We start from the raw sequence: 23,951 nt of genomic DNA, 5'->3' as shown, positions 1-23,951 counted from the left end.
AATGTTTAGAGAAGGGGTTGTTTATGAATCACCGGTCCTTCATGTATTATGGAACGTTTGATACTCCTTTAGGAGCTATAACGGTACTAGCTAACGATACAGGAGTTTGTCGCATTGATTTTGGCACGTATGAAGACCGCCTTTCTACCTTCCAGTCATGGATGAGGAAGCATTTATTAAAAGGGGAGCTGGTTTACGATCCGGAACATACCTACGTAAGCCAAGCGAGAAATGAACTTTATGAATACTTCGAAGGAAAACGTAGAGAGTTTGACATCCCCTTGAATTGTTATGGAACAGATTTTCAAAGAAAAACATGGAGAACGCTGCTTCACGATATCCCGTTTGGTGAGACTCGTTCGTATAAAGATATCGCAAGGGCCATGCACAGCCCGAAAGCGATTCGTGCGGTAGGTGGAGCGATTAATAAGAATCCGTTCTCTGTCGTCGTTCCTTGCCACCGTGTTATCGGAAGCAACGGAAAGCTAGTAGGATATGCTGGCGGTTTAGATAAGAAACAGCAGCTCTTGGATTTTGAAAGTAAATCCCCTGCTGTCTCCCATCGTTCTTAACCACACCTTCTCCAGGTGTGGTTTTTTTATCTCGAACTAGAAGGAGGTATTCTTCATGGTTTGTCTTTATCCTTCATAAGATGATACGAAGGAGGATGAGCTGTGAATTATATAGATGAACTGCAACGATACTGGGAGAAAATCATAGATCGACTGCCGGATCAACAGGAAGAAACCTGGCTGCATCGCAAAATACAAAGGCTAGTTGAACACGGGAAGCACATCCAGCGGGTAACATTTGAGATCCATCCTTTTCAGAGGCATGCTTATGACGAGAATGTCACGTTGCATTATGTGCTGAACCTAAGCCTTTTACTTAAAGAAGGACGTCATTTTTATTTGGAAGAGGGAATTTTTAGAGGAACGGTTCATTTTCAAGGAGATAAGTGGGTGCACCACAGTGTGGAAACGGAATCTCCTCTTAAAGAAGCAGAGAGAATCACCTCCGCCTTCATTGAGAAAGATGACCGGCAGCGGGAATTCTCTTACAATCGTCGTGAAGCGGTTCGTTATGCCGACCGATGGTGGGACAGTTACAATCCTGCATACCGCCACTTCGAAGTCGATTGCACGAATTATATTTCACAGTGTCTTCGGGCTGGTGGCGCACCAATGTGGGGACAGCCGAATCGTTCTAAAGGCTGGTGGTATGGAAGCGGGAACTGGAGCTACAGCTGGGCCGTTGCGCATGCGCTACGTTGGTATTTGAGTGGTTCCAGAAAAGGCCTGACGGCGACTGAAGTATCCTCTGCAGATCAACTTTCACTTGGAGATGTGATCTGCTATGACTTCGAGGGGGATGGTCGTTTCAATCATAATACGATTGTAGTAAAAAAAGATGCGAACGGTATGCCCCTTGTGAATGCACATACATCAAACAGCCGACATCGGTATTGGGCTTATGAGGACTCGACTGCTTACACCCCGAGCATACAGTATAAGTTCTTTCATATAGACGGTTGAAGGGTATGATATAATAGCCTAGTTGAAAAGACTAGACTGAGGTGACAATTATGCCAAATCATATCGTATTATTCCAACCGGAAATTCCAGCGAACACAGGGAATATCGCTCGGACGTGTTTAGCGACGGATTCAGAGCTTCATTTAATTCGACCACTTGGTTTTTCCACGGATGACAAGATGCTACGCCGTGCCGGTCTTGACTATTGGCACGATGTAAAAATCCATTATTATGATTCCATTGAGGAGTTGTATGAGAAGTATCCAAAAGGAGATTATTACTATATCGAGAATTTCGGTACGAAGTCTTATGCAGATTTCGACTTTCAATCTACAGAAGATGATTTGCTTTTCGTCTTTGGTAGGGAAAGTGATGGAATTCCGAAGAGCTTGCTCGAGGGGCTTGAGGACAAATGTCTTCGTATTCCGATGACGGGCCAAGTCCGCTCGTTGAACTTATCCAATACAGTGTCGATTATCCTATTCGAAACCTTAAGGCAGCAAGGGTTCAAAGGACTCATTAAATAATAAGACGCTCTGTCATTGGGCGGTAACATCCCCATCAGCACCCAAAAGCATCCAGAACTTTTTCATGGTATAGAGAAAGATCGATTGGTTCTTATAAAGCTAGAGAAGCGGTGTTGACGAAACAACTCGCTTTCCATGGGCGTCCGCCACCGGAAAGCGAGCTATTTTCCACCCCACGACCCACTCTATTCCATCCAGACCCTTTCCAACAACCAGAAAAAAACGCATCCGTTATGGATGCGTTTTCTTTAGATGCGTGAATTCTTTTTCGGTGTTCCGCCTTTCACGTCGTACCCTGCAGAGAAAATAGCAGATAAGAATGAAAGACAGACTAGAATGATTAACGTTAAATTCATGTAAGTGTATCCTCCTTTTCCACCAGACAAGCGTAACTGACCTCATTATACCTTAATCCGGAAACAATGTGAATCAAATGTCCAACTAAATTTATCCTTTGCCTGAAGGCACCAGCCCATACATGAGGGCGGGCGGATACATAGGTTGAAGAGTAGGTGAATAACTAAGCAGAGAAGTGGAGGAGAAAGCATGAATCATTTTCCTTATCAACAGCCGTATCCGATCCAGAATGGCTTTAGGAATGAAGACGAACGTTTCTTTTTTGGTCCTTTCGCCGGAGGTCTGTTGGGTGGGTTTCTAGGTGGAGCAATTGCTCCGGGTCTATATGGTGGAGGGTTTTACGGTCCTCGTCCTCCTTTTTATGGACCGCGCCCACCTTACTACGGAGGTTATCCCGGTGGTGGCGGTGGGGGCTTCTACGGACGTCCTCCATACGGCGGGTTCTGGTAAGATTCCTATATAAGAAAAGGAACTTCCTCAATCGAGAGGGAGTTCCTTCTTTACATACGTTTAGAAATTCGTGTTGTCGAGTGTTTCGCCTTGTTCTTCGTAGCCCTTCATATACTTAATACGGCGCTGAGCAGATGTTGCATTGACTTGCTCATCGGCGTGGTAGGAAGAACGGACCATTGGACCGGCTTCGCAATGCTTGAAGCCTTTCTCAAGGGCAATCTGTTTCAGCTCTTCGAACTCATCCGGATGGTAGTAGCGCTCGACATTCAAGTGTTTCTTCGTCGGCTGAAGGTATTGACCAATTGTCATGATATCGACATTATGAGCTAGTAAATCGTCCATCGCTTCGATGATCTCTTCTTTAGTTTCTCCAAGACCGACCATGATGCTTGACTTCGTTGGTGTGTTCGGACGGATTTCCTTAACGCGGCGTAGAAGTTCGAGTGAACGATCGTACATGGCGCGCGCTCTCACCTTTTTCGTTAATCTTCTCACGGTCTCGATGTTGTGGTTGAAGATATCTGGTTCTCCACCCATTAGGGTATGAAGGCTGTCATAATCGCCCTTCATATCAGAAGGAAGGATTTCCACGGTACATCCCGGTACACGGCGACGGATGGCCTTTACGGTTTCGCCGAATACGGCGGCGCCTCCGTCGTTTAAGTCATCACGGGCGACAGCGGTCACGACTACGTGTTTGAGCCCCATGATTTCGACGGAGTCCGCTACACGTTCAGGCTCTCCCCAGTCCAGTTCATTCGGAAGTCCAGTCTTAACAGCGCAGAAGCGGCATCCACGTGTACACGTATCGCCTAAAATCATGAACGTAGCGGTTTTACGCTCACTCCAGCATTCGTGAATATTAGGACAGCGCGCTTCTTCACATACTGTGTTGAGTTTTTTCTCGCGCATCAGTTTCTTCAATCCTGTATAGGATTTGTTCGTATTGATTTTGATTTTCAACCAATCCGGTTTTCTTATGTATTCTTCGTTTTTAGCCATTTCAATTCCACTCCCTTATTATCTTGAGTAATTCCAATCATCAGAACGATAGCGGGTATCAGCGATTTTCTCGACTTCATCCCATTGAGCCTGACTTAATTCAAATGGCTCAAGGTTGATTTCAAGACCCTTTTCGAACCCTCTTTTAAAGGCGTTCTTTGTCTGTTCATAATCCACTGGAGTATCCAGAATTTGATTGATGGCGACGGCTTTGTCACCGAATGCTTTTCTTGCTCGTTCTTTGATGCGTTCATTTTTATATAGGAACATATCGAACAATTTAACGTCATCGACATCGATTGGAATGGATCCGTGCTGGAGGATGATGCCTTTTTTTCTCGTCTGGGCACTTCCTGCTGCTTTCTTTCCATCTACAATCAGTTCGTACCAGGAGGGTTCTTCGAAGCAGACCGCTGAATCGGTCGTATCCAATTTCCCTTCAGGGACAGCGAAATCTGCTGCAATGTCTAATTCACGAAACCCTTCGAGAAGACCTCTTGAAATGACGAGATAGGCTTCCTTAACGGAGGGCGGCATGGCTTCATGTTCTTCTGAGACAATGACACTATATGTCAGTTCCTTGTCGTGTAGAACAGCACGTCCACCTGTTTGACGGCGGACTAATTGATAGCCATGTTCTTTCACACCTTCAAGATCTATTTTCCCTTTCACCTTCTGAAAATAACCGACAGAAAGTCCAGCCGGTTCCCATCCGTAGAAGCGCAGGACGGGTGGAATGCTTCCTTGGCGATGCCAATTCATCAGTGCCTCATCCAATGCCATATTCATGGCAGGTGTACAGTGACCGGAATCAACATAGTACCATGTTTCCATTTGCAGTCCTTCTTTCTCTATTTTGTCCTTTATTGAGTTAAAATGTTCTAGACAATTCTAACAAGCCTAAAGATACGTGTCAAAAAATGCTAATGTTATCCTTTTTCATTCCAGTAGAAGCTCTGTGTCGTACGTGCTTTGGTGTAAACAGCCAATAACATATATAATGAGTTCAAAGAATATAGGAGGGGAGAAACGATGAATCAGCAGTTGTTGTCCAGTCTGCTCTTTTTTACCAGCTCCGTCATATGGGCCGTTCTAGCATACCTCTACGAAGATTACAGGTGGTTGAACATCGGGCTTTTCATCCTTTTTCTAGTGATGGGAATAGTTAAAAGGAAAAAGTATCTGCAGGGGAGAGACGAGCCGTAACTCAGTTTCTTCTAAGCTCAGAAGAGTGGAGTGTCGTAAAGTAGACATGTTTTATCGCGAGAGGGCATAAGATATATTAAATTTCGTCTATTAGGACGGGGGAGGTCTCGCGAAGTGGACATTTTACGTAAAATACAAGACCACCGTGAAAAAGAAGAAGAACTGAAGTGGGAAGGTACATTCTCTGAGTACTTAGAGCTTTTGAAAGAACGTCCTTATTTAGCACAATCGGCACATTCCCGTGTATATAATATGATCAAGAGTGCGGGAGTGGAGGAAGATCACGATCATAAGAAGTATAAGTTCTTTGATGATGATATTTATGGCTTGGATGAGGCGATGGAACGCTTAGTGGAGGAATACTTCCACCCGGCAGCTAGAAGACTGGATGTCCGTAAACGAATTTTACTATTGATGGGACCGGTCAGTGGTGGTAAATCGACGCTTGTCAACTTGATGAAGCGCGGCCTTGAGCGATACTCTCACACAGATGAAGGGGCAGTCTTCGCAATTAAAGGATGCCCGATGCACGAGGATCCGCTGCACCTTATTCCACAGCATTTAAGAGAAGAGTTCCTGAAGGATTATGGCATTCGGATTGAGGGCAGCCTTTCTCCATTAAACACAATGCGAGTGGAGAAGGAGTACGGCGGAAGACTTGAGGACGTCCTCGTCGAACGAATCTTTTTCTCAGAGGATAAACGTACGGGAATTGGTACGTTCAGCCCTTCTGATCCGAAGTCACAGGATATTGCTGATTTGACAGGGTCCATAGACTTCTCGACGATTGCTCAGTATGGGTCAGAATCAGACCCAAGAGCATACCGGTTTGACGGGGAGCTGAACAAGGCGAACCGCGGCGTAATGGAGTTCCAGGAAATGCTGAAATGTGATGAGAAATTCCTCTGGCATTTGCTCTCACTGACCCAGGAAGGAAACTTTAAAGCAGGTAGATTCGCCCTGATCAGTGCAGATGAAATGATCATCGCCCATACGAACGAAGCGGAGTACAAATCGTTTATCGCCAACAAAAAGAATGAAGCCCTTCACTCACGTATGATTGTTATGCCGGTTCCTTATAACCTGAAAGTGAGCCAGGAAGAACGAATTTACGAGAAGATGATTCGGGAGAGCGATATCCGTGACGTGCATATTGCGCCTCATACGTTACGTGTAGCTGCCATGTTTACCATCCTAACCCGCCTGAAAGAGTCGAAAAAAGCTTCTATTGATATTCTGAAGAAAATGCGTCTGTACGATGGTGAGATTCTCGAAGGCTTCAGTGATGTGGATGTAGAAGAATTGAAGAAGGAGCATTCTGACGAGGGAATGAGTGGCATCGACCCTCGTTACGTAATCAACAGGATCTCTTCTACGATCATTAAGAAAGAACTTACCTCCATTAATGCGCTGGATGTGCTGCGATCCCTCAAAGACGGTTTGAGCAGTCATGCCTCGATATCAAAAGAAGACCAGGAACGGTATCTGGACTTCATCTCGCTTGCAAGAAAAGAGTATGATGAGATTGCGAAGAAGGAAGTTCAGAAAGCGTTTGTGTATTCCTATGAAGAATCTGCCGTTACACTTATGGACAATTACCTCGATAACGTGGAAGCTTACTGTAATAAGGCGAAGCTGCGCGACCCACTGACGGGTGAGGAGTTGAACCCGGATGAGCGCCTGATGCGTTCGATTGAGGAGCAGATCGGTGTATCCGAAAATGCTAAAAAAGCATTCCGTGAAGAAATTCTCATTCGCATCTCTGCATATGCGCGTAAGGGCAAGAAGTTTGATTACCAATCGCATGAGCGCCTGCGTGAAGCGATTCAGAAGAAACTATTTGCCGATTTGAAAGATGTCGTGAAGATTACAACGTCCACGAAAACGCCTGACGAACAGCAGCTTAAGAAAATTAACGAAGTGGTGGCTACACTGGTGGATGAGCATGGGTACAATTCAAGCTCCGCTAATGAACTACTCAAGTATGTAGGAAGTCTATTAAATCGTTAATAAAAAAGGAAACACCCTGCTTACCCTTACGAGGAAAGCAGGGTGTTTGTGTTATAATAGCAAAAAAAATGAAATGCAGGTGAGAGAATTGTCGAAAAGTTATTATGCCATAATTGATGTCGGATCGAACACCATGAGGCTCGTCATTTATTTGAAAGACAAGAGTGGACGGTTACGCGAGATTGAGAACGTGAAAGCTGTAGCTAGACTGAGGAATCATTTGTTGGATGATGGAACGCTCTCAGAAGAGGGGCAGCGTGTCCTTATTACGACGTTGAAGAGCTTTAAACAAGTGGCTCATTCTTATGACTTAGAAGAAATGGTCTGTGTCGCGACGGCTACCATCCGTCAGGCAGAGAACCAGGAAGAAATCATCAAGCTGGTTTCCGATCGTACAGGATTCGATATGCGAATCTTGTCTGAGCATGAGGAGGCGTATTATGGCTATTTGGCAGTTGCCAATTCGACTCAGGTCCAGGAAGGGGTAACCGTCGACATTGGAGGCGGCAGCACAGAAGTTACATATTTCAAAGACCGCAAACTGATCAAATCGCACAGTTTCCCATTCGGCGCTCTCACATTGAAACAGGATTTCTTCAAGAAAGACTTGCCGACTGAAGAAGAGTTCTATAAGCTGAGACAATTCTTGTTGGATGAATTCAAATCTCTCCCATGGCTTAAGAAAAAGAATGTACCGCTTATTGGAATCGGAGGCGGCGCGAGGAACTTGGTCCAGGTAGACCAGAACTTGAAAGAGTACCCGCTCGCCGGGCTCCATCAGTATAAAATGAAAGACAGTGATTTATCTTTTGTGAAGAATTATCTGTTTACACTTTCTATGAAGAAACTTCAAAAAGTAGAGGGACTGTCCAAAGATCGGGCAGACATCATTCTGCCTGCAACGGAAGTGTTTCATTCCTTGTACGACACGATTCAAGCGAGTGGCTTCATTTTAAGTAGAAAAGGACTGAGGGATGGTGTTTTCTACGAGCAGCTCACCAAAGATATGGGAACTTCTCTTTTCCCGAACGTATTGGAAGAAAGCATTCAAGAGCTGATCAGTGATTACGATTTGAACATCCAGCAGATTCACCACGTCCAGCACTTGTCCCACCAGCTTTTCATCAAGCTTCATGAAAAAGGGCTCGGCTCACTGAAGAAAGAGGACTGGTTGGAATTGAAGCGTGCGAGTTACGTGTTCAACCTTGGAGATTATATTGATAGTGAAGCGAGTTACCAACACACATTCTACCTGCTTGCCAACCGGACGATTGACGGTTTGATGCACGTAGAACGGCTGAGGCTCGCATTGCTTGCTTCGTTCAAGAACAAGACAGTATTCAAGCAGTTTCTTCAACCTTACAAGAAATGGTTCCTGAAAGACGAACGGAAAAAACTGAGGCTGATGGGCGCGTTGTTGAAGTTCTGTTACAGCCTGGATAGTACGAGAAGGAAGACGGTCCGTGACCTTCAAGTGGCGACGCATGATGGAGACCTGCACATTACACTCTACTGTACTGGAGAATGGATGCCTGAGGAATACCAGGCAGAAAAGCAGAAAAAACATCTTGAAAAATCACTGAAAAGGAATATTGAGCTGTCATTTGTGGAATCGAAAGGATAGACAAGTTTTCTACAGCTTTCATCATATTTTTACAAACTCTTAATGTCACAGTAATAATAAGAACATATTCCCATACTATGGTGGAGGAAAAGAGGAAAGATTACTTTGTGAAGGGTGTTGTACAATGTCTACACAAAAGAAAACAGAAGAACTATCCAATCCACTATTTTACAATAACCGTGAATTGAGCTGGCTCGCTTTCAACGAGCGTGTGATGCAGGAAGCTCTCGATATGGACAACCCTTTACTGGAACGTTTGAAATTTCTTGCGATCTGTTCGTCGAACTTAGATGAATTTTTCATGGTACGTGTTGCCGGCTTAAAGGATCAGGTAAAGGCAGGATTCAATAAGCCTGAGAATAAAGCGGGTCTTACTCCCAAGCAGCAGCTTTCAAAGATTGCAGAGATTAACCATGAAAATGTCCGTAAACAGTATGATGCGTATCAGGGAATGAAGCCTGAGCTTGAGAAGGAAGGTATCTCCATCCTGTCGATGGAAGAGCTGACTAAGGACGAGATTTCCCGTCTGGAATCGTACTTCAACGAAGAGATTTTCCCTGTGCTTACTCCAATGGCTGTGGATGCGTACCGTCCATTCCCGATGCTTTTAAATAAGTCCATCAACCTGGCTATCGTCATTCAAGATGCTTTGGATCCGACAGACAGGGAAACCAAAACGGCGATCGTTCAAGTTCCGGCGGTTCTCGATCGTTTTGTCCAAATTGAGCACGAGACGAAGTTTCAGTATGTATTGTTAGAAGAAATCATCAGTTACTTCATTCATAAATTGTTTAAGGGCTATCAGGTGAAGTCGATTACCGAGTTTCGGATCACTCGAAATGCCGATATGACGATCCATGAAGAAGGCGCACGCGACTTACTGAAGGAAATCGAAAAAGAGCTTAAGAAACGGAAGTGGGGAGCAGCGGTTCGTCTTGAAGTCCGGAACGGTAAATATGATGAGAAAGTCGTGGATTTCCTTCTTAAGGTATTGGAAATTCATAAAGGTGATTTGTACGTCACAAATGGTCCGCTCGACCTAACCTTTCTCTTCAAGTTCCAGAAGACTCTTGGCAGCGTAAAAGACCATCTTACGTATGAAACCCTTATGCCTCAGCCTCCAAGGGACTTGGAAGGAAAAGAAGACATATTTGAAGCAGCGTCTGAGCGGGATCTCTTTTTCCACCATCCTTATGAATCCTTCGAGCCTGTCGTTGACTTTGTGTCGGATGCAGCGGATGACCCTCACGTTTTAGCTATCAAACAGACGCTCTACCGTGTGAGTGGAGATTCTCCAATCATTGAGTCATTGAAAAGAGCGGCAGAGAACGGAAAGCAAGTGACGGTTCTAGTGGAACTGAAGGCCCGTTTTGACGAAGAGAATAACGTTCAATGGGCGAAAGAGCTTGAGAAAGCTGGTTGTCATGTCATTTATGGTATGACTTATTTGAAAACCCACAGTAAAATCACGCTTGTTGTTCGAAAGAAGAATGAGAAAATCGAACGTTTCGTTCACTTGGGAACAGGGAATTATAATGACCAGACAGCATCGCTTTATACAGATATGGGAATTATTACTTCGCGCAGAAAATTCGGAATCGACGCGACGGACTTCTTCAACTACCTGAGCGGATTCACTGAGAAGCCGAAGTATCACCACTTATCCATGGCGCCCTTTGACATTCGAAACGATTTCATACGGTATATGAACAACGAAATTCGTTTTCATAAACAACACGGTAATGGTCGAATCATCGCTAAGATGAACTCGCTGACAGATAAGAACCTCATTATGAAACTTTACGAAGCATCACAGGCCGGCGTGCAAATCGATTTGATTGTACGCGGTATTTGCTGCCTGCGACCAGGAATTAAAGGGGTTAGTGAGAATATTCGGGTCAGAAGTATTGTCGGACGGTTCTTAGAACACAGTCGGATTTATTATTTCCATCACAATGGGGATGATCGTGTGTTCTTATCTTCTGCCGATATGATGACGCGAAATATGGTTAAGCGAGTGGAACTGCTATTTCCGATTCATGAACCGGCGATCAAGAGCCGCCTTGAAAAGATTTTATCAGTCACTCTTAACGATAATGTGAAGGCACGAGAGCAGCAGAATGATGGAAACTATCGTTATGTTGAAGCCTCTCCGAACGCTCCGAAACTGAACAGCCAGATGAAATTATTCGAAATGGCCTACAGAGTTCTGGAGGACGAAGAGTAACAATTGTATAAATTGACTGAAAAAAGTAATAAAAGGCGTACCCATTGGTGCGTCTTTCTTGTTATAATGAACTTGTTGTTAAACGAAAAAAAATTGCGAAATATGTTGAACACGTAAGCGTTTCAATTCTATAATAGTACTTGGACTTGGAAACGTTTTCGAGGAAACATTAGCCAACAACTACTTGGGGGTATTACACGTGTCTAATCAAGGCTCCAACGAAAGATTCTGGGAAAAATTCCACGGCCCCAACATGGGGTATATCGAAGAACAATACGAACAGTATGAAAACGATCCTAGTGCCGTTGATGCGTCTTTAAAAGATTTATTCGACGAGCATGGGGCGCCCGACTGGTTGGGAGCAGGTTCAACAACGCAAGAGAATGGATCCGCTGCACCGTCACAAAGGGATATAGCCAAAGTTACCTCAGCATACAAACTTGTTGAGGCTATTCGACGTCATGGTCACTTGGAAGCGGATATTTACGCCGTTGGAAGCTTCGACCGTGAACAAACAAACTTATTAGAATTTGAAACATACGGTTTAACCGAAAAGGACCTCGAAAACATGCCGGCAGACTGGGTTTGGCCGAACGCACCGGTCAAATTGGATAACGCACTGCAGGTGGTCCGTACATTAAAAGAAAAATATGCTGGAACCATCTCATTTGAGTATGGTCACGTCAATAATGAAGAAGAAAGAAAATGGTTGCAGGACCGAGTCGACAGTGGATCTTTCCAAGTATCACTGACCGATGAAGAGAAAAAGCAGCTTCTCCGCAGACTTGCACAGGTCGAAGGATTTGAGAATTTCCTTGCCAAGACATTCGTTGCGCAGAAGCGGTTCTCTATTGAAGGTCTTGATGTCATGGTTCCGATGCTCGATCACATCGTGCAATCCGCATCGAGCGATTCCATCAAACATATCATGATGGGCATGGCTCACCGTGGTCGTTTGAACGTATTGGCTCACGTCCTTGGCAAGCCTTACGACCGCATATTCTCTGAGTTCCACCACTCTCCGGACAAAGAGTTGATTCCATCAGAAGGTTCAACAGGCATTAACTACGGCTGGACGGGTGATGTGAAATACCACTTTGGTGCAAGACGGGATATCGACAATGGAGAGCAGGCGGCAACAAGAGTGACACTCAGCCACAACCCTTCTCACCTTGAATACGTCAACCCAGTGGTACAAGGGTTCACACGTGCTGCTCAGGATGACCGCACAAAAGCAGGCTACGCTGAAATGAATCGTGACGAAGCTTTCGGAGTAATCATCCACGGTGATGCAGCCTTTATTGGAGAGGGTGTCGTTGCTGAGACCCTGAACATGAGCGATCTTCCAGGATATCGCATAGGTGGAACGCTTCATATTATAGCCAACAACCTTGTCGGCTTCACGACAAACCGGGAGAAAGGTCGTTCTACAAGGTATGCAAGTGATTTAGCGAAAGGGTTTGAGATTCCGATACTGCACGTGAATGCTGATGATCCCATTGCTTGCTTATCTGCCATTTCCCTTGCTTATGAGTATCGTAAGAAATTTCATAAAGATGTAGTCATAGATCTAGTCGGTTACCGTAGATTCGGACATAACGAAATGGATGAACCTCGAGCGACTCAGCCGAGGCTTTATAATGAGATTGACAATCATCCGACAGTAGCAGCCTTATTCGCTGATCGTTTGGCCAAAGAATCTGTAGTAGGCGAAGATGCTTTCGATGGAATAAAAGAGGACATAGAAAGTGAACTACGAGACATCTATAACAATATGAATGAACATGAAACGCAAGCACCGGATGTGAAAGAACGTCCGAGTGGTGTAGAAAGTACGTTGGATGAAATTGAAACAGCGGTCGACATCGATCGTTTGAAGAATTTAAATGAAGGGATGCTTAAGCGCCCTGAAGGGTTCAATGGATTCAAGAAGCTTGAGAAAATTCTACAGCGTCGAAGTAAAATGCTGGAGGACGGCGGTCAAGTCGACTGGGCGACAGCTGAAGCTTTGGCTTTCGCTACCATTCTTGAAGAGGGACAGCCAATCCGCATTACAGGGCAGGACACGGAGCGGGGAACGTTCGCGCACCGTCATATGGTTCTGCATGATGTGGACACGGGTGAAACCTATTGCCCACTTCACGGATTTGAGCAAGCAGATGCTTCCTTTGATATCCATAACAGTCCGCTTTCAGAAGCTGGTGTCATCGGATTTGAATATGGGTACAGTGTTCAAGCGCCGGAAGCCCTTGTATTATGGGAGGCACAGTTCGGAGACTTCGCCAATGCAGGGCAGGTCATCTTTGACCAGTTCGTTTCGGCAGGACGTGCCAAATGGGGTGAGAAATCCAACATGGTCTTCCTTCTTCCACACGGCTATGAAGGGCAGGGGCCTGAGCACTCCAGCGCGAGATTGGAACGCTTCCTGCAGATGGGGGCCGAGCATAACTGGACCGTCGCCAATGTGACGTCTTCTGCTCAATACTTCCACTTGCTACGTCGTCAGGCAGCCATCAGTAACAAAGAAGAGGCACGCCCTCTTGTGTTGATGACGCCTAAGAGCCTGCTCCGTAATCAACGTGTAGCAGTTGAAGGAGAAGCCTTTACTCAAGGGAAATTCAATCCCATTATGAGACAGCCTGGACTGACGTCTGAAACTGACAAAGAAAGAGAGAAAGTGAAAACACTGCTTCTCGGAAGCGGTAAAATCATGGTGGAAATCGAAGACACAGTCGAGAAAGCAGACGACACCTTCGAAACCATCGATGCTCTTCGAATTGAACAGATCTATCCATTCCCAGAGAAGCATCTCGAGGATATCTTACAGATGTATCCGAATGTCGAGGAACTTGTATGGGTACAGGAAGAACCGCAAAACATGGGAAGCTGGTACTATGTAGAAGGCATTCTGCACAAGCTGCTCAGTGAAAACCAAATTCACAGATATGTAGGACGGCCGCATCGTGCCTCCCCTTCTGTAGGAGAACCAAACATTCATAAAACCGAACAAAACCGTATCATTCGAGAAGCGCTACAGATGTCCAAAGGAGGAAATTCAAAATGAAGGAAATCAAAGTTCCTGAATTAGCTGAATCCATAACAGAAGGTACAATCGCGGAGTGGCTCGTGAAAAAAGGCGATCAAGTTGAAAAAGGAGACCCGATCCTTGAACTTGAAACAGATAAAGTCAACGTAGAGGTCAACGCTGATGCCGGCGGTGTGATTACGGAGCTTCTTAAAGAAGAAGGCGATGACGTAGAAGTAGGAGACGTGATTGCTAAAGTAGACGAAAACGGTGAAGCGGGCGGTTCAGATGAGGACACTTCAGAAGATGAAGGTTCTCAAGAAGAGAAGAAAGAAGAGCCGAAGCAGGAAGAGAAGCAGGAATCCAAGTCTGACGACAAGAAAGAATCTGATGATAAGGCCTCTGAGAAGAGCTCTTCTGATCAAAAACAGAAAGATATCATCGCAACACCGGCTGCACGTAAGCGTGCCCGTGAGCTTGGTATTGATCTAAGTGAGATTTCTGCTCGTGATCCGCTTGGCAGAATCCGCCCTGAAGATGTGGATGCAGCAGCAAGCGGCGGTCAAAAAGAAGAGAAGAAAGAACAGCCGAAGAAAGAAAAGAAACAAGAGAAGTCGAACGAAAAGACTGAATTTGAGAAGCCTGTTGAGCGGATCAAGATGTCGAGACGCCGCCAGACGATTGCCAAACGTCTCGTAGAGGCTCAGCAGGAATCTGCTATGCTGACAACTTTCAACGAAGTTGATATGACCAATGTCATGAACCTTCGTAAAGAACGTAAAGAATCGTTCCAGGACAAGCATGACGTGAAGCTTGGGTTCATGTCCTTCTTCACAAAAGCGGTCGTTGGCGCATTGAAAGAATTTCCATTGCTGAACGCGGAAATTCAAGGCAACGAAATCGTTCAAAAGAAATTCTATGATATCGGTATGGCTGTATCGACAGATGAAGGACTGGTCGTTCCAGTCGTACGCGACGCTGATCGATTAAGCTTTGCCGGCATTGAAAAAGGAATCATGGATGTTGCGGTGAAAGCACGAAACAAAGAGCTTCAGCTGGAAGACCTTCAAGGTGGATCCTTCACCATCACAAACGGAGGAATCTTCGGCTCTATGCTTTCCACACCGATCCTGAATTCCCCGCAAGTCGGAATTCTAGGTCTGCACAACATTGAAAAGCGTGCGAAGGTTATGCCGGACGATACGATCCAAGCTCGTCCTATGATGTACATCGCCCTTTCCTACGACCACCGAATCGTCGATGGTAAAGAAGCGGTTCAGTTCCTTCGTCGAATTAAACAAATGATTGAAGATCCATATGATCTACTACTAGAGGGATAATCTATCCACCCGCCGGCTCCTGCGCCGGCGGGTTTTTCTATAGAAAAAATCTCAGGATTTAAATACTTTCGATAAAAAAATGAAACGAAATCTAATTCCATAACGTAAATAGGATTACGCCAATTACGAAAGAATGAGATATTCATGCTATTATTATTTGAACTGCTGAATGGTTCGTTTGAAGTCTTCTTCTTGTCGCTTGTTGTGCCTATGCTCTTTACGATTGCTCTCGGTACGCTTTCTTTCTTTACCTTGAGAGCTTCTGCTACTTCTTTGGACAAATCGAAAACCATGATCGTCGAAATGGAAGCTTCATCATCAGATGAACGGTCCATCATCGATCAAGTCCTGCATCAACTCGTAAAGTGGCTGCAGCGTACAGTGAGACGGAAGGAAGGGTCAGAAGACGACCACTTTCTCTTTATTCCATAAGACAACATGCGAATAAAGAGGAGGAAAAAATGTGTTTCATCACTATTTTGTACAACCATTTATAGACGCTTTACAGTTTACGGCCGGTCTTGTCAATGACAATTACGGTCTTGCCATCGTATTCATCACCCTTGCGGTACGTCTTGTGCTAATGCCGCTCATGCTGAAATCATATAAGAGCAGTCAATCGACCCGAAGGAAAATGGAAGGTCTGAAGCCTGAGCTCTCTGATATTCAACAAAGGATGAAAAATACAGATGATAAAGAGGAAAAGGTGAAGCTGCAATCTGATATGATGGCACTCTATCAGAAGCACGGGGTCAATCCTATGCAGATGGGGTGTCTGCCGATGCTGATCCAAATGCCTTTATTCATCGGGCTTTATTATGCAATCCGCAGTTCAGAGGAAATTGCGACGCACTCTTTTCTATGGTTCGACCTAGGGCAGACGGATGTCGCCTTGGCGTTGCTGGCTGCTGCTGTTTACTTCATCCAGTCCCGGTTGTCGATGACGCAGATGCCGGTGGAACAGCAGGGGATGGTCAAGATGATGAGTTGGATCTCTCCTGTTATGATCGGGCTTCTTTCATTGAATGCCCCGTCCGCTCTCCCTTTGTATTGGGCAACAGGTGGATTGTTCTTGATCTTACAAACCTACTTGTCCAAAAAACTGTATCAGGAATAAGCGTTAGTCAGACCCCCGTCATTGCTTGGGGGTCTTTTCTAATGGTCAGAATATTAAGAATAAAACCGCCTGTTCTCACGATATCTTTCATCCATTGACGTGGACCTGCATACGATAGAGTAACACTCGATTAGGAGGGAGAAATATCATGGATGAAGAGAAGAGTTTTGTTATCGCCGAAGACGACTGGTCCCTCCACAGGAAAGGCTATGACGATCAGAGGCGACATCAGGAAAAAGTGAAAGAAGCTATGAATAAACAGTTGCCTGACTTGATTACAGAAGAGAATATTGTGATGTCGAATGGAAAGCGTGTTGTCAAAATACCCATCCGTTCACTTGATGAATATAAAATCCGATACAATCATGATAAGAACAAACATGCGGGTCAAGGTGAAGGAGATAGTGAAATTGGCGATGTCGTGGCCCAGGACCCGAACGCGAAAGGAAAGCCTGGCCAAGGAGATGGAGCAGGTGATCAGGCGGGGGAAGATTACTACGAAGCAGAAGTTTCGCTCGCCGAATTAGAGGAAGCGTTTTTCAAAGAGCTGACGCTGCCGAACTTGGATGAGAAAGAGAAAGACAATATCATTACAACCGATATCGAGTTCAGTGACATCCGTAAGACAGGGTTAACCGGCAATATCGACAAGAAACGGACGATGCTTGAAGCTTACAAACGGAATGCCTTAGGTGGAGAAGCTTCCTTTGCACCGATCTATCCTGAAGACATCCGGTTCAAAACATGGAACGAGAAACAGAAGCCTGAATCAAAAGCGGTCGTCATTGCAATGATGGATACCTCGGGTAGTATGGGGCAGTGGGAGAAGTATATGGCCCGCAGTTTCTTCTTTTGGATGAACCGCTTCCTACGCAGGAACTATGAAACCGTTGATGTAGAATTTGTGGCCCACCATACACAGGCGAAAGTCGTCAGTGAACAGGATTTCTTCTCTAAGGGAGAGAGTGGCGGAACCATTTGTTCATCTGCTTACCGCAAAGCACTGGAATTGATCGAAACGAAATATTCCCCGGATCGTTATAATATTTATCCTTTTCATTTCTCGGATGGAGATAATCTCACATCAGATAATAAACGTTGTCTCGGTTTGATCGATCAGTTGATGGAAGTTTCGCAAATGTTCGGCTATGGAGAAGTGAACCAATACAACAGGTCCTCAAGCTTGATGCAGGCTTACAAGGCCATCGACCACCCTAAATTCAGACACTATATTCTACGGAAAAAGTCCGATGTGTTTCATTCCATGAAAGAATTTTTCAGCGAAAAAGAAGAAATGCTTCAATAGAGGAAGAAAGCCAAGCGGGTCACTTCGCTTGGCTTTTATGTTGTGACCCTTTTATAATTAATGTAATTGAAGAAAAAGGGGTCCGTGAAGATGATTCAGGAGATTTTAGAGTCCAACCAGTTCATTATGCTGGTGGCGCTAGTGTTGGTCGCGAGCATCATCGTGACAAAATTCTCTTCAAGACTGGGTGTCCCCTCCCTTGTGCTCTTCATTGCAGTGGGGATGGTTGTAGGGAGCGACGGTCTTGGGCTGATTTATTTCGACAATGCCGAAATGGCTCAGCTTATCGGGGTATTTGCTCTGATCGTCATTCTGTTTGAGGGTGGTATGCAGACGAAGTGGCGTGATATCAAACCGGTCATTGCTCCATCGGTCAGTATGGCAACCGTTGGTGTCGTTCTGACGACTTCTATCGTAGCGGTCGCTGCCAAGTTCATTTTGCCGATCACATGGATAGAAGCTTTCCTGGTAGGTTCGATTATCGGTTCTACGGATGCTGCGGCTGTGTTTGCGGCATTGAAGGGAAAGAATATCAGAAGTAAGCTGGAAGCTACCTTAGAAGCCGAGTCTGGAACGAACGATCCGATGGCTGTATTCTTAACGATCAGCTTTATACAGCTCCTGACGTTGGATGAAGTCAACTTGTGGACGATGGTTGGCTCGTTTTTCTGGCAGATGGGCGCGGGGCTCGTTGTAGGACTGACGATTGGATACATAGCAAGTTTCTCATTGAATCGGATTAACCTCGATTCGAGTGGTTTATACCCATTGTTTGCGTTGAGCTTCGCTTTTTTAGCTTACAGTGCGAGTTCGCTCATTCAGGCGAGTGGGTTATTAGCGGTCTATGTGGCAGCGGTCCTTGTCGGGAACGCAGAACTGGCTTATCGCTATTCGATTCTGCGTTTCCATGAGGGGTTCGGCTGGATGGCGCAGATCCTCATGTTTATCATCCTCGGTCTGTTTGTTTTTCCTACAGAAGTATTCCAGGTCACTGTGATGCTGGATGGCTTGATGATTGCTGGAGTGCTCATACTTGTGGCGAGACCTTTGGCGACCTTTATCAGCCTGATAGGGTTCAACTATACGTCTAAGGAGAAATTCTTTTTATCATGGGCAGGTCTTCGAGGAGCCGTTCCGATCGTGCTGGCTATTTTCCCGATGCTTGCTGGAATTGAGAACAGTCAACTGATTTTTAATGTGGTGTTCTTCACGGTTCTCATGTCTGCTTTAGTTCAAGGCTCATCAATTACTTGGGTAGCGGATCGATTTAAGCTCGTCTCAGATAAATTGACCAACCCGATCCATTCCCTTGAACTGATTTCGATTGGGAAGGCAAATGTCGAAATGATGGAATTTGAAGTAATGGAGCGTAACCAGATCGTAGGGAAGAAGTTAGAAGAGATGGAGTTGCCGGATCGTGCTTTGATTAATGCCATTATACGGGATGGCGATGTCATTACACCTTATGGTCAAACAGAGATTCAAACAGGTGATACATTGTATATCTTAGTCTCAAGGAAGAATAAGAAAGAGTTGAAAAAGCTATTAGAGGCGGTGCATCCAGAACTTGATGGTGAAAGGGAGGAAGTACAAGCAGAACAACCATCATAAAGGAACGAAAAAAGCCGAGCTTAGGCAGCTCGGCTTTTCTCGTAGCAGCTATGATATTTTGGGTGAATCGCTATGATATGAAGAATACACTACTTATTATAGGGAATCGAAATAAATTTGTAAACCTTTCCTGTTGAAAACGCGAAATATTTACTACTTCTTTACAGCTTTTACATTACTATGACGGAAAGATTGTGAAGTGGGCGTACTTCTTATACAATAAGAGCACTAGGAGGGATGAACGTGAATAAAAAAATCGGATTTATTGGTTGTGGACAAATGGGGCAAGCGATGATTCAAGGCATGATTGGTGCAGGAATCGTCCAACCGGGGGATATTTCAGCAACAGCCCTATCGGATGAAACGATTGATTTTGTAACAGAAGAAATCGGAATTGACATTACAAACGACAACAAAACATTAGCGAGAGAGAGTGACCTGCTGTTTTTAGCAGTGAAACCTTACGTCTATCAAGGCGTCATCCAGGAAATAAGAGATGAAGTACAAGAGGATACGGTCGTTGTTACGATTGCGGCAGGGATTACATTAGACCAAATGAAAGAAGCTTTCGATAAGAATGTAAAAGTGATTCGTTCGATGCCGAATACTCCGTCTCTTGTTGGAGCGGGGATGAGTGTACTATGTCCGAATGACTTCGTTACGAAAGAAGAACTGGCTGAAGTGATGGAAGTCTTTGAAAGCTTCGGAGAGGCTGAAGTGATCGATGAGAGCTTAATGGATGCTGTCCCTGCTGTGAGCGGATCTTCTCCTGCTTTTGTATATATGTTCATAGAGGCGATGGCGGATACAGCCGTTCAGCAAGGCTTTCCCCGTGACAAAGCCTATAAGCTTGCCTCGCAGGCTGTCCAAGGTGCAGCGAAAATGGTTCTTGAAACCGGACAACACCCAGGTGCGCTGAAGGATGCGGTTTGTACACCTGGTGGAGTGACGATTGAAGGCGTTAACATGCTCGAACAGACAGGACTCAGAAGCTCAATCATCCAAGCGATGAACGCGTGTACGAGCCGGTCGAAAGATCTATCGAGTGGAAAATAAAAGATAGATAGGACCAGATAAGACAATAGGTCATATCTGGTTTTTTTGAAACGTTCCGGATTTCTAAACGTAGAAAGAGATAGAGGAAGAGGGGGATAACGATGGGGTATGAACCTGCCCGTCAAATCTCGAGAAGGGCTTTGACGTTATGGAGGATCAGCGGTGTGATTCAGTTTGGGGTTTCATTACTTGCGAGCATTGGCCTGCTTGTAGCCGTTTTGCTATGGGAATGGCCGGCCTGGCTTTTATGGATTGCAGGGGCTGTACTCGTGCTCGAGCTGGTCTTTTCAGTTTGGCTCCTGCCTTCGCTGAAGTGGAAGCGTTGGAGGTATGAAGTATCGGAGCATGACATCGAATTACAGCACGGAATTTTCTGGATCACCAAAACACTTGTCCCGATGGTTCGGGTTCAGCATGTCGACACAGAACAAGGACCGCTGCTCAGAAAATTCAGGTTATCGACCATAAGCATCTCGACTGCCGCAACGGTACATAAAATTCCGGCACTTGATGAAGTGGAGGCGGAGGAAGTCAGACAGTCGATCTCCTCCTTAGCAAGGGTGGCGGAAGACGATGTTTGAACCGAAGCGACTGCACCCGATATCAGCTGTCATTAATTTTGTAAAAGGCTTGAAAGATGCTGCCTTTCCTTTGATTGCGCTTGTTGTGTTGAACGGTGGTCTTTCTGGGGATGCGATAGATTGGATTCCTCTTCTCGTTTCATCAGGGCTTCTGCTATTTATCTTAGTAGGTGGGATTGTAAAGTGGCTTCGCTTTACGTATCGGATAGAAGAGGGAGAATTACGTATCGAATACGGTCTGTTTGTGCGAAAGAAACGTTACATTCCCATTGAAAGAATTCAAAGCCTGGATTTTTCAGAGGGAATTTTCCACAGACCATTTCAACTGGTGAAAGTATCGGTGGAAACGGCTGGATCGTCGGCTACGGAGAAGGCAGAAGCGGAGCTCACGGCTATCTATAAGGTGGAAGCTCAAGAGCTTGAGGAGCTTATTCATCAGTATAAACAAGCCGATTACTCGGCTGATGAAGAAGAGGAAGAGAAAGAAATCGAGTCTCCGCGTGAATCGGTGTATGAGATGCGAACGAAGGAAATCGTTCTAATGGCGATTACATCTGGAGGGGCTGGGGTTGTTCTTTCTGGTGTAGGCGTATTTTTCTCGCAAATCATGGATGCGCTTCCTCTTGGAGCTATTTATAATGAAGTGGTGGATTGGATCCAAATCGGGGTGCTTGTCGTAGCTTTCACAGCTTTGCTGATTCTGTTTACTGCCTATGTGATTTCCATACTGCTCACATTAACGCGCTATGCCAATTTCAGAGTATCCATTCATGATGAGGATTTAATCATCACACGTGGGTGGCTGGAGAAAAAGCAGATGACGATTCCGTTAAAGCGGATTCAGGGCTTGCGGATTGATGAGAACCTTATTCGTCAGCCATTCGGTTATGCGAGTGTCACAATTATTAGTGCAGGTGGAGGTATTTCCCAAGGAGCAGAGAACCAGCTTCGACTGCTGCCTTTTGTAAAGAAAGAGAATATTCCTATCATTATGGAAAAAATCTTAGAGGACTATTCCTTCGATATTGAATTTGAAACCCCTCCGAAACGTGCACGCCTACGATACATCATCAGGCAATCGTGGTTGTTCTGGCTCGCTGTTATTCCTGTCAGTATATTCTTCTTCCCCCTTGGGTTGCTCAGCATCGTTGCTGCGCTTGGGGCAACAGCATTAGGCTGGCTTGCTTATCATGACGCAGGTTGGAACATAAGGGAGAAACAGTTGACGCTCAGAAGCCGTACATTATTGAGGCAGACGTTTATTATGAAGAAATATAGAATTCAGTCGGCTTCTAAGCAGCAGAGTATTCTGCAGAAGCGAATCGACTTATCAAGTGTAAGGGTTGCGTTGAAGTCAGGAGCGGGTGGTCAATTCGCTGAATGCTCCTTTTTGAAGGAAGAAGTCGTCGATCATGTCTTACTGTGGTATCGACCAGAACCGCTTCCCACTCAACCAAACGAATAGAGCTGCGCATTGCGTGGCTCTTTTTTTACGCTCCCAAAACACGAACATTAATTAAAAGAGGTTGATTTTTGTTCGTTTTCGTTATATCATGAATCTCGTTGTGTTTTTTAGATTCGGAATGAAAAGGGGAAATCCGATATGAATAAGTTTTTTAAACTAGAAGAAAATCATACAAATATGAGAACAGAAGTCATCGCTGGTTTTACGACATTTTTAACGATGGTTTATATTGTCATTGTAAACCCGGCGATTCTTTCGAGTGCGGGGATGCCGATTGATCAAGTGTTCATGGCGACGATTATCGCAGCGGTAGTCGGTACATTGATTATGGCATTCGGGGCGAACTATCCGATTGCGATTGCTCCTGGGATGGGCTTGAATGCTTACTTTGTAACAGAAGTCATTCAACAGGATGTCAGCTATTCCGTTATATTGGGGGCGGTCTTTTTAGCTGGTGTGCTGTTTGTTATCTTAAGCCTGACGCCTTTCCGAGAAATACTGATTACAGCGATTCCTTCGTCGCTGAAGTATGGCATTACATCAGGAATAGGGTTGTTCATCGCATTCTTAGGACTGCGTATGTCTGGAATCATTGTCGCAAGTGAAAGTACGTTAGTGACACTTGGCGACCTGACAACGCCATCTACAGCATTAACAATCTTCGGGTTGATCGTCACTTTGATATTAATTGCTAGAAATGTAACAGGTGGGCTATTTGTCGGAATGTTGATCACGGGAGTGGTTGCCCTCTTCACAGGACAGCTTCAAATTGAGTCGGTTGCTTCTGCACCACCTGCCCCTGTCTTTTGGGACTTGGATATCGGTGGAGTGATTTCGAATGGTCTGTACACGGTGATTTTCGCATTCCTGCTCGTCACCATCTTTGATACGACAGGTACGATGGTCGGGGTTGCTGAACAGGCTGGATTCATCAGGAAAGATGGAAGCCTGCCGAGAGCAAGAGCTGCTTTAATGGCGGATGCTTCTGCAACAACTGTCGGTGCGATGTTCGGTACAAGCCCATCATCTGCCTATATTGAGTCTTCATCAGGTGTAGCAGCAGGCGGAAGAACGGGCCTTACGACTCTTGTTGTAGCCATTCTGTTTATTGTTTCCATGTTTTTCTCACCGGTTGTAGGAGCTGTTTCCGGCGTACCTGCCATCACGGCACCGGTACTTATCATCGTTGGAAGCTTTATGATGGGGGGACTTTCGAAGGTGAATTGGCAATCATTCGATGATGCGTTTCCGGCGTTCATTACGATCCTCATCATGCCTCTTTCATCTAGTATTGCGACAGGCATTGCCTTTGGATTTATTACGTACCCTGTCTTGAAGTTAGTGAAAGGAAAAGGGAAAGACGTTCATTGGATTTTATATCTGTTTGCCGTCATCTTTGTTCTGCAGATGATCTTTTTCCCAGGACACTAAACCACAGCATCCGCTGTGGTTTTTTCTTTAGGCAAAGGACTATTTAATTTTATTCATCTATCTTCAATAAAAGCTGTA

Annotated in this window: 20 protein-coding genes; 18 read left to right on the top strand and 2 right to left on the bottom strand. The window is 45.1% G+C overall.

What is annotated here, in order from left to right:
* Positions 1-41: 41 nt before the first annotated feature.
* The 4 genes from LCM20_RS04145 to LCM20_RS04130 all read left to right on the top strand — a co-directional run bounded on the left by LCM20_RS04145 (position 42) and on the right by LCM20_RS04130 (position 2,869).
* The gene (locus tag LCM20_RS04145; RefSeq protein WP_225194159.1) at positions 42-572 is read left to right on the top strand and encodes a methylated-DNA--[protein]-cysteine S-methyltransferase; all 531 of its coding nucleotides are present in this window, start codon (positions 42-44) and stop codon (positions 570-572) included.
* Positions 573-674: 102 nt separating this feature from the next.
* Entirely contained in the window at positions 675-1,535 is an 861-nt protein-coding gene (locus LCM20_RS04140; RefSeq protein ID WP_225194158.1) for an amidase domain-containing protein, read from the top strand.
* A 50-nt stretch (positions 1,536-1,585) separates the two neighbouring features.
* Positions 1,586-2,062: a tRNA (uridine(34)/cytosine(34)/5-carboxymethylaminomethyluridine(34)-2'-O)-methyltransferase TrmL gene (gene trmL / locus LCM20_RS04135; protein ID WP_225194157.1), complete on the top strand. Its 477-nt coding sequence runs from the start codon at positions 1,586-1,588 to the stop codon at positions 2,060-2,062.
* A 546-nt stretch (positions 2,063-2,608) separates the two neighbouring features.
* Complete coding sequence (locus LCM20_RS04130; protein WP_225194156.1) at positions 2,609-2,869, top strand: hypothetical protein; 261 nt, start codon at positions 2,609-2,611, stop codon at positions 2,867-2,869.
* A gap of 60 nt (positions 2,870-2,929) precedes the next feature.
* Here LCM20_RS04130 and lipA read toward each other — a convergent pair whose 3' ends face one another.
* Both lipA and LCM20_RS04120 read right to left on the bottom strand, forming a co-directional pair.
* Entirely contained in the window at positions 2,930-3,874 is a 945-nt protein-coding gene (lipA, locus tag LCM20_RS04125) for a lipoyl synthase (RefSeq protein WP_225194155.1), read from the bottom strand.
* Positions 3,875-3,892: 18 nt separating this feature from the next.
* Positions 3,893-4,708, bottom strand: coding sequence for a biotin/lipoate A/B protein ligase family protein (locus LCM20_RS04120; protein WP_412097975.1), 816 nt, complete (start codon positions 4,706-4,708; stop codon positions 3,893-3,895).
* A gap of 198 nt (positions 4,709-4,906) precedes the next feature.
* Here LCM20_RS04120 and LCM20_RS04115 point away from each other — a divergent pair, with 198 nt between their 5' ends.
* The 14 genes from LCM20_RS04115 to LCM20_RS04050 all read left to right on the top strand — a co-directional run bounded on the left by LCM20_RS04115 (position 4,907) and on the right by LCM20_RS04050 (position 23,873).
* Positions 4,907-5,080: a hypothetical protein gene (locus LCM20_RS04115; protein WP_225194154.1), complete on the top strand. Its 174-nt coding sequence runs from the start codon at positions 4,907-4,909 to the stop codon at positions 5,078-5,080.
* Between the two features lie 114 nt (positions 5,081-5,194).
* Complete coding sequence (locus LCM20_RS04110) at positions 5,195-7,090, top strand: PrkA family serine protein kinase (RefSeq protein WP_225194153.1); 1,896 nt, start codon at positions 5,195-5,197, stop codon at positions 7,088-7,090.
* Between the two features lie 73 nt (positions 7,091-7,163).
* Entirely contained in the window at positions 7,164-8,714 is a 1,551-nt protein-coding gene (gene ppx, locus LCM20_RS04105) for an exopolyphosphatase (protein ID WP_225194152.1), read from the top strand.
* A gap of 124 nt (positions 8,715-8,838) precedes the next feature.
* Positions 8,839-10,941: an RNA degradosome polyphosphate kinase gene (locus LCM20_RS04100; protein WP_225194151.1), complete on the top strand. Its 2,103-nt coding sequence runs from the start codon at positions 8,839-8,841 to the stop codon at positions 10,939-10,941.
* A gap of 253 nt (positions 10,942-11,194) precedes the next feature.
* Complete coding sequence (locus LCM20_RS04095; protein WP_412097978.1) at positions 11,195-14,005, top strand: 2-oxoglutarate dehydrogenase E1 component; 2,811 nt, start codon at positions 11,195-11,197, stop codon at positions 14,003-14,005.
* Positions 14,002-15,306 carry a 2-oxoglutarate dehydrogenase complex dihydrolipoyllysine-residue succinyltransferase gene (gene odhB / locus LCM20_RS04090; RefSeq protein ID WP_225194149.1) on the top strand — a complete coding sequence of 435 codons (1,305 nt, stop codon included), beginning with the start codon at positions 14,002-14,004 and terminating at the stop codon, positions 15,304-15,306. The genes LCM20_RS04095 and odhB overlap by 4 nt, the downstream gene beginning before the upstream one ends.
* A gap of 144 nt (positions 15,307-15,450) precedes the next feature.
* Complete coding sequence (locus LCM20_RS04085; RefSeq protein ID WP_225194148.1) at positions 15,451-15,738, top strand: hypothetical protein; 288 nt, start codon at positions 15,451-15,453, stop codon at positions 15,736-15,738.
* 31 nt (positions 15,739-15,769) lie between these two features.
* On the top strand, positions 15,770-16,423 hold the full coding sequence (yidC, locus tag LCM20_RS04080) for a membrane protein insertase YidC (protein ID WP_225194147.1): 654 nt from the start codon (positions 15,770-15,772) through the stop codon (positions 16,421-16,423).
* Between the two features lie 148 nt (positions 16,424-16,571).
* Complete coding sequence (gene yhbH / locus LCM20_RS04075; RefSeq protein WP_225194146.1) at positions 16,572-17,729, top strand: sporulation protein YhbH; 1,158 nt, start codon at positions 16,572-16,574, stop codon at positions 17,727-17,729.
* A 90-nt stretch (positions 17,730-17,819) separates the two neighbouring features.
* The gene (locus LCM20_RS04070; protein ID WP_225194145.1) at positions 17,820-19,340 is read left to right on the top strand and encodes a potassium/proton antiporter; all 1,521 of its coding nucleotides are present in this window, start codon (positions 17,820-17,822) and stop codon (positions 19,338-19,340) included.
* Between the two features lie 243 nt (positions 19,341-19,583).
* Positions 19,584-20,396 carry a pyrroline-5-carboxylate reductase gene (gene proC, locus LCM20_RS04065; RefSeq protein WP_225194144.1) on the top strand — a complete coding sequence of 271 codons (813 nt, stop codon included), beginning with the start codon at positions 19,584-19,586 and terminating at the stop codon, positions 20,394-20,396.
* 101 nt (positions 20,397-20,497) lie between these two features.
* The gene (locus LCM20_RS04060) at positions 20,498-20,977 is read left to right on the top strand and encodes a PH domain-containing protein (protein ID WP_225194143.1); all 480 of its coding nucleotides are present in this window, start codon (positions 20,498-20,500) and stop codon (positions 20,975-20,977) included.
* On the top strand, positions 20,970-22,442 hold the full coding sequence (locus tag LCM20_RS04055) for a PH domain-containing protein (protein ID WP_225194142.1): 1,473 nt from the start codon (positions 20,970-20,972) through the stop codon (positions 22,440-22,442). Before LCM20_RS04060 ends, LCM20_RS04055 begins: the two co-directional genes overlap by 8 nt.
* 138 nt (positions 22,443-22,580) lie before the next feature.
* A complete protein-coding gene (locus LCM20_RS04050; protein WP_225194141.1) occupies positions 22,581-23,873 on the top strand; it encodes an NCS2 family permease in 1,293 nt (430 codons plus the stop codon).
* Positions 23,874-23,951 lie beyond the last annotated feature (78 nt).

It is taken from the genome of Halobacillus litoralis (assembly GCF_020171725.1).
GTDB lineage: Bacteria > Bacillota > Bacilli > Bacillales > Halobacillaceae > Halobacillus > Halobacillus litoralis_F.
Note: the sequence above shows the minus strand (reverse complement) of the source record. Positions and strands in the feature narration are given on the sequence as shown.